General features: G+C 73.3%; 12 protein-coding genes. All 12 read left to right on the top strand.

Annotated elements, in window-relative coordinates; genetic code table 11:
• Positions 1-38: 38 nt before the first annotated feature.
• The 12 genes from Sdagh_RS09735 (at position 39) to Sdagh_RS09785 (ending at position 12,314) form a co-directional block, all read left to right on the top strand.
• On the top strand, positions 39-1,682 hold the full coding sequence (locus tag Sdagh_RS09735) for an acyl-CoA dehydrogenase family protein (RefSeq protein WP_190077744.1): 1,644 nt from the start codon (positions 39-41) through the stop codon (positions 1,680-1,682).
• A gap of 285 nt (positions 1,683-1,967) precedes the next feature.
• Positions 1,968-3,257, top strand: a complete 1,290-nt coding sequence (locus Sdagh_RS09740; RefSeq protein WP_190077745.1) for a GAF domain-containing protein — start codon at positions 1,968-1,970, stop codon at positions 3,255-3,257.
• A 236-nt stretch (positions 3,258-3,493) separates the two neighbouring features.
• The gene (locus Sdagh_RS09745; protein ID WP_189423412.1) at positions 3,494-4,816 is read left to right on the top strand and encodes a hypothetical protein; all 1,323 of its coding nucleotides are present in this window, start codon (positions 3,494-3,496) and stop codon (positions 4,814-4,816) included.
• A gap of 71 nt (positions 4,817-4,887) precedes the next feature.
• Positions 4,888-5,460, top strand: coding sequence for a GNAT family N-acetyltransferase (locus Sdagh_RS09750; RefSeq protein WP_189423410.1), 573 nt, complete (start codon positions 4,888-4,890; stop codon positions 5,458-5,460).
• Positions 5,461-5,587: 127 nt separating this feature from the next.
• Positions 5,588-5,671, top strand: coding sequence for a putative leader peptide (locus Sdagh_RS36940; RefSeq protein ID WP_311136957.1), 84 nt, complete (start codon positions 5,588-5,590; stop codon positions 5,669-5,671).
• A 127-nt stretch (positions 5,672-5,798) separates the two neighbouring features.
• Positions 5,799-7,496 carry a nitrite/sulfite reductase gene (locus tag Sdagh_RS09755; protein ID WP_189423407.1) on the top strand — a complete coding sequence of 566 codons (1,698 nt, stop codon included), beginning with the start codon at positions 5,799-5,801 and terminating at the stop codon, positions 7,494-7,496.
• A complete protein-coding gene (locus Sdagh_RS09760; RefSeq protein ID WP_189423404.1) occupies positions 7,493-7,672 on the top strand; it encodes a hypothetical protein in 180 nt (59 codons plus the stop codon). The genes Sdagh_RS09755 and Sdagh_RS09760 overlap by 4 nt, the downstream gene beginning before the upstream one ends.
• Entirely contained in the window at positions 7,669-8,379 is a 711-nt protein-coding gene (locus tag Sdagh_RS09765; protein WP_190077746.1) for a phosphoadenylyl-sulfate reductase, read from the top strand. The genes Sdagh_RS09760 and Sdagh_RS09765 overlap by 4 nt, the downstream gene beginning before the upstream one ends.
• Before the next feature lie 26 nt (positions 8,380-8,405).
• Positions 8,406-8,942: an adenylyl-sulfate kinase gene (cysC, locus tag Sdagh_RS09770; RefSeq protein WP_229868310.1), complete on the top strand. Its 537-nt coding sequence runs from the start codon at positions 8,406-8,408 to the stop codon at positions 8,940-8,942.
• Complete coding sequence (gene cysD / locus Sdagh_RS09775; protein ID WP_226534966.1) at positions 8,939-9,877, top strand: sulfate adenylyltransferase subunit CysD; 939 nt, start codon at positions 8,939-8,941, stop codon at positions 9,875-9,877. The genes cysC and cysD overlap by 4 nt, the downstream gene beginning before the upstream one ends.
• Positions 9,878-9,879: 2 nt before the next feature.
• Positions 9,880-11,214, top strand: a complete 1,335-nt coding sequence (locus tag Sdagh_RS09780) for a sulfate adenylyltransferase subunit 1 (RefSeq protein ID WP_190010700.1) — start codon at positions 9,880-9,882, stop codon at positions 11,212-11,214.
• Between the two features lie 2 nt (positions 11,215-11,216).
• Positions 11,217-12,314 carry an aliphatic sulfonate ABC transporter substrate-binding protein gene (locus Sdagh_RS09785; protein WP_372478454.1) on the top strand — a complete coding sequence of 366 codons (1,098 nt, stop codon included), beginning with the start codon at positions 11,217-11,219 and terminating at the stop codon, positions 12,312-12,314.
• Positions 12,315-12,324 lie beyond the last annotated feature (10 nt).

Raw genomic sequence — 12,324 nt, forward strand, 5'->3', positions numbered from 1 at the left:
GAGGCACGGCGGGCGGCGGCGCGGGTAGGTTGCACCCCATGACAGGCAGCACCCACACCGTGACGAACCAGGCCACGCCGCTCGTCGGGTACGACGTCTTCGCCACCGACCGGGCCCTGACCGAGGCGGTCGCCCGGCACCTGCCCGCCGAACTGCGCGAGGAGGCGGCCGCGGAACTGTCCGGCCTCGGCCGCAGCTGCGGTTCGGCGCAGGTCCAGGAGTGGGCCGCGCAGGCCGAAGGAGAGCCGCCGGTGCTGCGCAGCCACGACCGGTACGGCCACCGCGTCGACCAGGTCGACTTCCACCCGGCCTGGCACCGGCTGCTCGGCAAGGGCGTCGCGGCGGGGCTGACCGCCGCCTGGTCCCGGCCCGGCGGACACGTCCGGCGGGCCGCCGCGTTCCTGCTGTGGACGCAGGTCGAGGCGGGCACCACCTGCCCGTTGTCGATGACGCACGCCGCGGTGCCCGCCCTGCGCACCGACCCGGCGCTGGCCGCCGAGTGGGAGCCGCGGCTGACCTCCACGGTCTACGACCGGGAGGCACGGCCCGCGCACCTGAAGGCCGGCGTGCTGTTCGGGATGGGAATGACGGAGAAGCAGGGCGGCAGCGACGTCCGGGCGAACACCACCGCCGCCCGGCCGCTGGCCGAGGCGGGGACATACGAGCTGACCGGGCACAAGTGGTTCTGCTCGGCGCCCATGTCGGACGGGTTCCTGGTGCTGGCGCAGGCGCCGGGCGGCCTGACCTGCTTCCTGGTGCCGCGGGTACTGGCGGACGGCGGTCGCAACGTGTTCCTGATCCAGCGGCTGAAGGACAAGCTGGGCAACCGGTCCAACGCCTCCGCCGAGGTGGAGTTCGCGGGGACCTGGGCCCGCCGGGTCGGCGAGGAGGGCCGCGGGGTGCGGACCATCATCGGGATGGTGGCGGCGACCCGCCTGGACTGCGTGCTGGGCTCGGCCGGGCTGATGCGGCAGGCCGTCGCGCAGGCCGCGCACCACACGGCGTACCGGGAGGCGTTCGGCAGGAAACTCATCGACCAGCCGTTGATGCGCAATGTGCTGGCCGATCTCGCCGTGGAATCGGAGGCGGCGACGACGCTCGGCCTGCGGCTCGCGGCGGCCCAGGACGCCGCGGAGGCCGGTGACGAACGGGAGCGTGCGCTGCTGCGGCTGGCGGTGCCGGCCGCCAAGTACTGGGTGACCAAGCGCTGCGCCCCGCTGGCGGTGGAGGCCGCCGAGTGCCTGGGCGGCAACGGGTACGTCGAGGAGTCGGGGATGCCCCGGCTGGTGCGCGAGTCGCCGCTGAACTCGATCTGGGAGGGCGCCGGGAACGTGCAGGCGCTGGACGTGCTGCGGGCGCTGACCCGGGAGCCGGCGGCGCTGGACGCGTATCTGACCGAGGTCGGCGGGGCGCGCGGCGCCGACCGCCGGCTGGACGCCGCGATCCGGGACCTGCTGACCGACCTGGCCGACCTGTCGCACGCCGAGGCGCGGGCGCGGCGGCTGGCGGAGCGGCTGGCGCTGGTGCTCCAGGGGGCGCTGCTGGTGCGGTACGCGCCGCCGGAGGTCGCCGACGCGTTCTGCGCGGGACGGCTCGGCGGCGACGGAGGCGCGGCGTTCGGCACGCTGCCCGCGACCCTGGACCTGGCGTCCGTGGTGGAGCGGGCCCGGCCGGTGGCTTGATCCGGACGGTCGCACGCGGGGCGCGAACGGGGGTGGTGCCGCGCCGACACGGCACCACCCCCGCGCTCCCGCCCGTTCCAGGGCGCGTACGCCGCCCAAGGCGGCGCGGGACAAGTCTGGTTCACCGCGCGGGCGCTCCACCAGGGTTGCAGAGGGTTGCAAGTTACCCGCCCGCTGTGCGCGGACTGTGCCCCTCGGGCGGGGGCAAGCGGTCAGAATGAGACGCATCCGCCGGACGCTGTGCGGGCCCCTCCTCCCACCCACCTCCCGAGAGGACGCAGACCGATGACGCCCTCACCGATGGATGCGACGCAGGTGGCGGCCGTGGACGCGGCGCACGCGGCGCGCGTGCTCGACGCGGTGCGGTCCGCGAGGCTCTCCGGTGAGCGGGCCCCGGCGGCTCCGCGCCCGGTGATCGAGCGGTCCTGGGAGCGGATGCTGCGCAGCGGCGTCGACCCGGACCACGACGTGCGGGCGGGTCTGCTCTCCCGGGAGGAGGTGGAGCGCCGGCGGGAGGCGTCGGCGCTGCGGCACGTGCTGCCGGTGCTGCGCGAGGGGCTGCTGTCGTCGGTGGACGTCGTCCAGCACATCATGGTCGTCGCGGACGACGAGGGCCGGGTGCTGTGGCGGGAGGGCAGTCCGCGGGTGCTGCGCAAGGCCGACGGGCTCGGCTTCGAACTCGGCGCGGACTGGCGGGAGGACGTCGTCGGGACCAACGGCGTCGGCACCCCGGCGGTGATCCGTCGGCCCGTACAGGTGTTCGCCGCCGAGCACTTCGTCCGCTCGCACGCCACCTGGACGTGCGCCGGCGCGCCGATCACCGACCCGCGCGACGGGCGGCTGCTCGGAGTGGTCGACGTCAGCGGGCCGCTGGAGACGACGCACCCGGCGACCCTCGCCTGGGTCGGCGCGGTGGCCAAGCTCGCCGAGGCCCGGCTGCGCGAGCTGCACACGCGGTCGCTGGAGCGGCTGCGCGCGGTGGCGGCGCCGGTCCTCGCCCGGACCGGCGGACGGGCGCTGGTGGTGGACCGGGACGGGTGGACGGCGGCGGTGACCGGGATGCCGTACACCGAGCGGATCGCACTGCCCAAGTCCCTCGCGGCCGGCGAGCGCCGGCTGCCGGCACTGGGACCGTGCGCGGTGGAGCCGCTGGGCGACGGCTGGCTGGTGCGGGCCACCGGGGAACCCGCGGCGCGGGGCGTCACCCGGGTCGAGCTGGACCTGAGCCAGCGGCGCAACTGGTCGGTGCGGGTGAGCGGCGGCGCGGGCGCCTGGACCCATGAACTGAGCCCCCGCCACGCCGAACTGCTCTATCTGCTCGCCGTCCACCGCGGCGGGCGCAGCGCCGCGGGCCTGGCCGCGGACATGTTCGGCGACCCGGCCCGCACGGTGACCGTCCGGGCCGAGCTGTCCCGGGTACGGCGGTATCTCGGGGGGCTGCTGGCACACCGGCCGTATCGTTTCTGCGAGGAGGCGGAGGTGGAGGTGCTGCTGCCGGACGACCCCCGTGACCTGCTCCCCCACTCCACCGCCCCGGCGGTCACGGAACACCGCCGCCCGGCGACCGCGCGCTGAGCGGCGGACGCACCCCGGACGGTGGCGCGGAGTGTGCCCCGAGGGGGGCGGAGTGTGCCCCGGACGGTGGACGGAGGGGGCGCGGACGGGGTTTCTTCCACTCTTTTACGGGACCCGCACCCCCGGAGCGTGCCGTCTGTCGTAGAGTCGCTGCCCGGGCCGTCCCTCCTGTCTCCCGGTCAACGCTCGATCCGACGGGCGCAGTTGGTTCCGCTGCCTGTGGAGGTTGTTGTTCTATGACGCATCGCGGCAGACACCGTCGGCGCAGACGGGGCAGGGCACTGCGCGCGACCCTGGCCGGCGCGGCCCTGGCCCTGACGGCCGCCGCCACGATGATCAGCGCCTCGCAGGCGAAGGTCACCGACGGACCCGGCGGGCTGAAGCAGCTGACGGCCGCCGCCGACACCGCCCGCCTGGACCTGACCGAGCGGCAGGTCCCGCGGCGCTGGCTGGGCCGGCTCTCCGCGTCGATGGGCGGCACGGTGGGCGTCGGCACCGTCCTCGCCTCCGCCGACCACGCCCTGCGCCCCTCGGACGACTGCACGGACGCCGAGCGCGAGTCCCTGCCGAAGGAGCCCGCCGCGGCCCGCGCCTACTGCTGGGACCGCGCCGACACCGGCGGCTGGTCCCCGGGGGCCGTGACCACCTCGGCGGACGCGGACGACGACGGCCGCTGGGGCGACGACCGGGTGATCCTCTCGGCCTGGTCCCGGGAGGACCCGGCCACCGGCCGGCTGCTGGCCCGGGTCTCCTTCGTCGACGCCGGCGCCGCCGCCCCCGACGGCTCCGGCCACCCGGCCTACACCTCGGCGCTGCTCGTCCTGCCGGTCGACGGCGGCCGGGACTACCGGGCGCTGGCCTCGCCGGTCACCGGCATGGTCTGGTACCAGGACAAGCTGCTGGTCACCGCCGGCCCGAAGGACCGCAACGCGCTTTACGTCTACGACCTGCACCGCATCCAGCGCGCCACCGCCGACGGCGACGCCGTGGGCCGGGTGCCCGGCGGCTGGGCGGCCCACGGCCACCCCTATGTGCTGCCCGCCGTCGCCTCGTACCGGGCGTCCGCCGCTCCTGGCGCCGCCCGCCCCGAGGTGCTCTCCCTGGACCGCTCCACGGCGCCGGACAGCCTGGTCGCGGGCGAGTCGGTGCGGGCCGGCGCGGACCGGGTCTCCCGCTTGTGGCGTTACCCGTTCAGCACCGACCCGGGCCGCGCCGGCCTGCCCGCGACGGACGCCGCCGGACGGACCGGGGTGCGCGAGGCGTACGCGACCCGGGCGCGCGGCATCCGGGGCGTGCTGGCGCACCGCGAGCCCGGGACGACGCGCTCGCAGTGGTACCTGGGCGGCACCGTCGGCACCGCGGAGGGACGCGGCACGCTGTGGCGGGCGGACACCGGCGGGGCGCGGGCCACCGAGTGCGGCGCCGACCGCTCGCAGTACTGCTGGAGCGCCGAGGCGGGGTCGCTGTCGTACGCGCCGGACACCGCGGAGGTGTGGTCGCAGTCGGACCGGGCGCTGTTCGCGGTGCCCCTGGCGGCCGTCCGGGACGCGCTGGGCTGACGGTCCGCCCCGGGCCGGTCAGCCCCGGCCGGCGTCGACACGGCGGGCGGCCGGGTGATTCCCTGGCCCGCATGACCACCATCCCCGTGACCACCTGGTCCCTGGAGCAGACGGCCCCGACCGACCTGCTGCCGTCCGACGCCCCGGCGGGGGACGTCCGGATCGTCCGCGCCGAGGTGCCCTCCCCCGAGTTCAGCCGCTTCCTCTACACCGCGGTCGGCGGCGACGTCCGCTGGACCGACCGGCTGGGGTGGCCGTACGCGCGCTGGCGGGAGCACCTGGCGCGGCCGGGCGTGGAGACCTGGGTGGCCCACGAGCGCGGCACGCCCGCCGGGTACGCGGAACTGGTCGCGGGGGAGGACGGCACGGTGGAGATCGAGTACTTCGGCCTCATCCCGGCCTTCCGGGGCCGCCGTATCGGCGGCCACCTGCTGTCGTACGCCACCGCCCGCGCCTGGGACCTCGCCGGGCGGTGGCCGGGACTGGCGCCGACCAAGCGGGTCTGGCTGCACACGTGCAGCAAGGACGGGGAGCACGCGATGGACAACTACCAGCGGCGCGGCTTCCGGCTGTTCGACACCAGGGTCGAGGAGGAGCAGGAGGTCGCGGCCCCCGGGCCGTGGCCCGGCGCCTTTCCCGCTTGACCTGCGGCGAAACGACCAGAACGCGCCGGTGTGACCCAGGACACCCTTGTCTCGCGGTGCGAGACAAGGGTGTCCACATTCCGGATGAAGCTGGACTGTGTTCAGATCGCCGTGCCACGCTTCCGTCATGCCTGGAACTGGAACCGCCTTGGTGAGTCGACGCCACGTCGACCTCGGCCGCATGTCCAGCGCCATCTGTCCGGCGCGCTGAGATCACTCCAGCAGAACCGGTCCTCCCCTTCGCCTGAATCCTCCGCGCGACGACGCGCGTCCATGCCCATGCGCCCGCACGCGCAGGTCAGAGCCGTATTCCGCCTGTCTTGAAGGACGTGTCCACGATGGCCGCCACCCCGCCCGAGCCTGCCGCCACGACTCCCCGCCGCAAGGTGAGCCGTCACCGCGGCGAGGGTCAGTGGGCCGCGGGTCACTTCACCCCGCTCAACGGCAACGAACAGTTCAAGAAGGACGACGACGGTCTCAACGTACGGACACGTATTGAGACGATCTACTCCAAGCGGGGCTTCGACTCGATCGACCCCAACGACCTGCGCGGCCGGATGCGCTGGTGGGGCCTGTACACCCAGCGCCGGCCCGGCATCGACGGCGGCAAGACGGCCGTCCTGGAGCCGGAGGAACTGGACGACGAGTACTTCATGCTCCGGGTCCGCGTCGACGGCGGGGCGTTGACCACGGCTCAGCTCCGGGTGATCGGCGAGATCTCCCAGGAGTTCGCCCGCGGCACCGCCGACATCACCGACCGGCAGAACGTCCAGTACCACTGGATCCGGATCGAGGACGTGCCCGAGATCTGGAACCGGCTGGAGGGCGTCGGCCTGTCCACCGTCACCGCGTGCGGCGACACGCCCCGCGTGATGATCGGCTCCCCGGTCGCGGGTATCGCCGAGGACGAGATCATCGACGGCACCCCGGCCCTGGAGGAGATCAAGCGCCGGGTACTGGGCAACAAGGCGTACTCGAACCTGCCGCGCAAGTTCAAGACGGCGATCTCCGGCTCGCCGGTCCTCGACGTGGTCCACGAGATCAACGACGTGGCCTTCGTCGGCGTCCGCCACCCCGAGCACGGCCCCGGCTTCGACCTCTGGGTCGGCGGCGGCCTGTCCACCAACCCCAAGCTGGGCGTGCGGCTGAACGCCTGGGTGCCGATCGAGGACGTCCCCGACGTCTACGAGGGTGTCATCTCGATCTTCCGTGACTACGGCTACCGGCGGCTGCGCAACCGCGCCCGGCTGAAGTTCCTGGTCGCCGACTGGGGCCCGGAGAAGTTCCGGCAGGTACTGGAGGACGAGTACCTGAAGCGGAAGCTGACCGACGGCCCGGCGCCGGACGAGCCGGTGGCCCGCTGGCGCGACCACATCGGCGTGCACCGGCAGAAGGACGGCCGGTACTACGTCGGGTTCGCGCCCCGCGTCGGCCGGGTCGACGGCACCACTCTCACCAAGATCGCGGACGTGGCGGAGGCGCACGGCTCGGGCCGGGTGCGGACCACCGTCGAGCAGAAGATGATCGTCCTCGACGTCGCGGAGGGCCAGGTCGACTCGCTGGTGGAGTCCCTGGAGGCGCTGGACCTCAGCGCGCGGCCGTCCACCTTCCGGCGCGGCACGATGGCCTGCACCGGCATCGAGTTCTGCAAGCTGGCCATCGTCGAGACCAAGGCCCGCGGCTCCCAGCTCATCGACGAACTGGAGCGCCGGCTGCCGGACTTCGACGAGCCGCTCACCATCAACCTCAACGGCTGCCCCAACGCCTGCGCCCGTATCCAGGTGGCGGACATCGGTCTCAAGGGCCAGTTGGTCGTCAACGGCGAGGGCGAGCAGGTCGAGGGCTACCAGGTGCACCTCGGCGGCGCCCTCGGCCTGGACCCCGGCTTCGGCCGCAAGGTGCGCGGTCTGAAGGTGACCTCGGACGAACTGCCGGACTACATCGAGCGGGTGCTCAGGCGCTACCGGGCCGAGCGCGAGGACGGCGAGCGGTTCGCGACCTGGGCGGCGCGTGCCTCCGAGGAGGCCCTGTCATGAGCGAGCGCGCCGCTCCCTTCTACTGCCCCTACTGCGGTGACGAGGACCTCCGTCCGCATGAGGAAGGCCACGGCGCCTGGGAATGCGCGGCGTGCAACCGCGCCTTCCAGCTGAAGTTCCTCGGGCTGCTGGCCCGGGGGCTTCGGACCGACCCCTCGGGAGGGGAAGAGATATGACGGCGACTCAGGACGTGCGTACGACCGACGACCTCAAGGCGCTCGCCGAGCGGGCGGGCCGTGAGCTGGAGGACGCCTCCGCCCTGGAGATCCTCCGGTGGGCCGCGGACACCTTCGGCAAGCGGTTCTGCGTGACCTCCTCGATGGAGGACGCGGTGGTCGCCCATCTCGCCTCCCGCGTCCTGCCCGGCGTCGACGTGGTGTTCCTCGACACCGGCTACCACTTCCCCGAGACGATCGGGACCCGGGACGCGGTGGAGGCCGTGATGGACGTCAACGTCATCACCCTCACGCCGAAGCAGACGGTCGCCGAGCAGGACGCCGAGTACGGGCCGGGGCTGCACGGCCGCGACCCGGACCTGTGCTGCGCGCTGCGCAAGGTCAAGCCCCTGGAAGAGGGCCTGGCGAACTATCTGGCGTGGGCGACCGGACTGCGCCGCGACGAGTCCCCGACCCGGGCGAACACCCCGGTCGTCGGCTGGGACGAGAAGCGGCGGAAGGTGAAGGTCTCCCCCATCGCCCGCTGGACCCAGGACGACGTGGACGCCTACGTCACCGAGCACGGCGTCCTCACCAACCCCCTGCTGATGGACGGTTACGCCTCCGTCGGCTGCGCCCCCTGCACCCGCCGGGTCCTGGCGGGCGAGGACGCGCGCGCCGGGCGCTGGGCGGGCCGCGCCAAGACCGAGTGCGGGCTGCACGGATGACGACCCCTCAGACTCAGGAGAACCACGTGACGACCGGAGCCACCGTCTGGCTCACGGGTCTGCCGAGCGCCGGCAAGACCACCATCGCCCACGAACTGGCCGGCCGGCTGCGCGCGGAGGGCCGGCGCGTCGAGGTGCTCGACGGCGACGAGATCCGCGAGTTCCTCTCGGCCGGCCTCGGCTTCGGCCGCGAGGACCGGCACACCAATGTGCAGCGCATCGGCTTCGTCGCCGAGCTGCTCGCCCGCAACGGCGTGCTCGCCCTCGTCCCGGTCATCGCCCCCTACGCGGACAGCCGCGACGCGGTCCGCAAGCGCCACCAGGAGAACGGCACGGCGTACCTGGAGGTGCATGTCGCCACTCCGGTCGAGGTGTGCAGCGAGCGGGACGTGAAGGGGCTGTACGCCAAGCAGGCCGCGGGCGAGCTGACCGGGCTCACCGGCGTGGACGACCCGTACGAGGAGCCCGTCGCGCCCGATCTGCGCGTCGAGTCGCAGGACCAGACCGTCCAGGAGTCCGCGGCGGCGGTGCACGCCCTGCTCACCGAAAGGGGACTGGCATGACGACGACCGTGGTGACCGCGTCGGAGGGTACGGACAGCCCGTACGCCCTGTCGCATCTGGACGCGCTGGAGTCGGAGGCGGTGCACATCTTCCGCGAGGTGGCGGGCGAGTTCGAACGGCCGGTGATCCTCTTCTCCGGCGGCAAGGACTCCATCGTCATGCTCCACCTCGCCCTCAAGGCCTTCGCCCCCGCCCCCGTCCCCTTCGCCCTCCTGCACGTCGACACCGGCCACAACTTCCCCGAGGTCCTGGAGTACCGCGACCGCACCGCCGCCGAACACCGCCTGCGCCTGCACATCGCCTCCGTCCAGGACTACATCGACCGCGGCGTGCTCAAGGAACGCCCCGACGGCACCCGCAACCCCCTCCAGACCCTCCCCCTCACCGACACGATCCGGCACCACAACTTCGACGCCGTCTTCGGCGGCGGACGCCGTGACGAGGAGAAAGCACGCGCCAAGGAACGCGTCTTCTCCCTGCGCGACGAGTTCTCCCAGTGGGACCCCCGCCGCCAGCGCCCCGAACTGTGGAACCTCTACAACGGCCGCCACGCCCCCGGCGAACACGTCCGCGTCTTCCCCCTCTCCAACTGGACCGAACTCGACGTCTGGCAGTACATCGCCCGCGAGGACATCCACCTCCCTGCGATCTACTACGCCCACGAACGCGAGGTCTTCCAGCGCGCCGGCATGTGGCTCACCCCCGGCGACTGGGGCGGACCCGGCGACGGCGAGACCGTCGAGAAACGACAGGTCCGCTACCGCACCGTCGGCGACATGTCCTGCACCGGCGCCGTCGACTCCGACGCCGACACCATCGAGAAGGTCATCGCCGAGATCGCCGCCTCCCGCCTCACCGAACGCGGCGCCACCCGCGCCGACGACAAACTCTCCGAGGCCGCCATGGAAGACCGCAAGCGCGAGGGGTACTTCTAGACATGACCAGCACCACGCCCGAGGTCCTCCGGGAGACCACCCTGCTGCGGTTCGCGACCGCCGGTTCGGTCGACGACGGCAAGTCCACCCTGGTGGGCCGGCTGCTGCACGACTCCAAGTCGGTCCTCACCGACCAGCTGGAGGCCGTGCAGCGCGTCTCCGCCAGCCGCGGCCAGGACACCCCCGACCTGGCGCTGCTCACCGACGGCCTGCGGGCCGAACGCGAGCAGGGCATCACCATCGACGTGGCCTACCGCTACTTCGCCACCCCCCGGCGCCGCTTCATCCTCGCCGACACCCCCGGCCACGTGCAGTACACCCGCAACATGGTCACCGGCGCCTCCACCGCCGAACTCACCGTCATCCTCGTCGACGCCCGCAACGGCGTCGTCGAACAGACCCGCCGCCACGCCGCCATCGCCGCCCTCCTCCGCGTCCCGCACGCCGTCCTCGCCGTCAACAAGATGGACCTCGTCGGCTACCAGGAGTCCGTGTTCGCCGCCATAGCCGAGGAGTTCACGGCGTACGCGACCGAGCTGGGCGTGCCCGAGGTCACCGCGATCCCGATCTCGGCGCTGGTCGGGGACAACGTGGTGGAGCCGTCCGCGCACATGGACTGGTACGGCGGCCCGACCGTCCTGGAGCACCTGGAGACCGTGCCGGTCAGCCACGACCTGGCGCACTGCCACGCCCGGCTGCCCGTGCAGTACGTGATCCGGCCGCAGACCGCCGAGCACCCCGACTACCGGGGGTACGCCGGTCAGATCGCCGCCGGTACGTTCCGCGTCGGCGACCCGGTCACCGTGCTGCCCTCCGGGCGGACGACCAGGGTCAGCGGGATCGACCTGCTCGGCGAGCCGGTCGAGGCGGCGTGGACACCGCAGTCGGTGACGCTGCTCCTGGAGGACGACATCGACGTCTCCCGCGGCGACCTCGTCGTGCCCACCCAGGACGCGCCGGCCACCACGCAGGACGTCGAGGCCACCGTCTGCCACGTCGCGGACCAGCCGCTGACCGTCGGCCACCGGGTGCTGCTCAAGCACGGCACCCGCACGGTGAAGGCGATCGTCAAGGACATCCCGGCCCGGCTGACGCTGGACGACCTGTCCCTGCACCCGCACCCCGGCCGGCTCGTCGCCAACGACATCGGCCGGGTGAAGATCCGCACCGCCGAGCCGCTGCCCGCCGACTCCTACGCCGACTCCCGGCGCACCGGCTCCTTCATCCTGATCGACCCCGGCGACGGCACCACGCTCACCGCCGGGATGGTCGGCGAGTCCTTCGCCGCCCCGGAACCGGTCGCGGACGCGGGGGACGACGACGGGTGGGACTTCTGACCATGGCCTCCGCCGCCCGACGCGCCCTGCTGGTGCTCACCGTCCTCCCCCTGCTCGCCCTGGCCGCCTGCGGCTACGGCTCGCGGGCGGTGGACGACGGCACCGTCAAGGCCGTCGCGGGAGCGCCGAGGACGGACGGTCTGGACGAGATCCGGATCGGCTACTTCGGCAACGTCACCCACGCCACCGCCCTCGTCGGCAACCGCGAGGGTTTCTTCCAGAAGGCGCTGGGCGGCACCCAGGCGAAGTACGCGGTGTTCGACGCCGGGCCCTCGGAGATCGAGGCACTCAACTCCGGGTCCCTGGACATCGGCTGGATCGGCCCGTCCCCGGCGGTCAACGGGTACGTGAAGTCGGGCGGGAAGAACCTGCGGATCGTCGGCGGGGCCACCTCCGGCGGCGTGAAGCTGGTGGTCGACCCGGAGAAGATCAGGTCGGTGCGGGACGTCGCGGGCAAGCGGATCGCCACCCCGCAGCTCGGCAACACCCAGGACGTCGCCTTCCTCGCCTGGGCCGCCGACCAGGGCTGGCGGGTCGACGCGGAGAGCGGCACGGGTGACGTCACCGTCGTACGCAGCGACAACAAGGTCACCCCGGACGCCTTCCGGTCCGGGTCGGTGGACGGGGCGTGGGTGCCCGAACCGACCGCGTCCCGGATGGTCGCCGAGGGCGGGAAGGTGCTCCTCGACGAGGCCGGCCTGTGGCCGGACGCGGAGTTCGTGACCACGAACATCGTCGTGTCGCAGACGTTCCTGGCCGAGCATCCGAAGGCCGTGGAGACCGTGCTGCGGGCGTCGGTCGAGACCAACCGGTGGATCACCGCGCACCCGCGCGAGGCCAAGGCCGCCGCCAACGAGCAGCTTCGGGCGGACACCGGCCGGGCCCTGCCCGCCGAGATCCTCGACCCGGCCTGGGCGTCGCTGAAGGTCACCGACGACCCGCTGGCCGCCACCCTCAGGACCCAGGCGGAGCACGCCGTACGGGCGGGCCTGCTGGAGCGGCCCGACCTCGACGGCATCTACGACCTGACGCTGCTCGACAAGGTCCTCGAGGGCGAGGGCCGCCCGGCCGCCGACGACGCCGGCCTCGGCGTCGCGTAGCCGCCCCCCC

Origin of the sequence: Streptomyces daghestanicus, assembly GCF_020521275.1 — a bacterium.
Lineage (GTDB): Bacteria > Actinomycetota > Actinomycetes > Streptomycetales > Streptomycetaceae > Streptomyces > Streptomyces griseoviridis.

Excerpts from the sequence above, each read along its gene's own strand:
- cysD (WP_226534966.1), top strand. The coding sequence starts at position 8,939 with ATGACGACGACCGTGGTGACCGCGTCGGAGGGTACGGACAGCCCGTAC.
- Sdagh_RS09760 (WP_189423404.1), top strand. The coding sequence starts at position 7,493 with ATGAGCGAGCGCGCCGCTCCCTTCTACTGCCCCTACTGCGGTGACGAG.
- Sdagh_RS09780 (WP_190010700.1), top strand. The coding sequence starts at position 9,880 with ATGACCAGCACCACGCCCGAGGTCCTCCGGGAGACCACCCTGCTGCGG.
- Sdagh_RS09735 (WP_190077744.1), top strand. The coding sequence starts at position 39 with ATGACAGGCAGCACCCACACCGTGACGAACCAGGCCACGCCGCTCGTC.
- Sdagh_RS09745 (WP_189423412.1), top strand. The coding sequence starts at position 3,494 with ATGACGCATCGCGGCAGACACCGTCGGCGCAGACGGGGCAGGGCACTG.
- Sdagh_RS09765 (WP_190077746.1), top strand. The coding sequence starts at position 7,669 with ATGACGGCGACTCAGGACGTGCGTACGACCGACGACCTCAAGGCGCTC.
- Sdagh_RS09740 (WP_190077745.1), top strand. The coding sequence starts at position 1,968 with ATGACGCCCTCACCGATGGATGCGACGCAGGTGGCGGCCGTGGACGCG.
- Sdagh_RS09750 (WP_189423410.1), top strand. The coding sequence starts at position 4,888 with ATGACCACCATCCCCGTGACCACCTGGTCCCTGGAGCAGACGGCCCCG.
- Sdagh_RS36940 (WP_311136957.1), top strand. The coding sequence starts at position 5,588 with ATGCCTGGAACTGGAACCGCCTTGGTGAGTCGACGCCACGTCGACCTC.
- Sdagh_RS09785 (WP_372478454.1), top strand. The coding sequence starts at position 11,217 with ATGGCCTCCGCCGCCCGACGCGCCCTGCTGGTGCTCACCGTCCTCCCC.
- Sdagh_RS09755 (WP_189423407.1), top strand. The coding sequence starts at position 5,799 with ATGGCCGCCACCCCGCCCGAGCCTGCCGCCACGACTCCCCGCCGCAAG.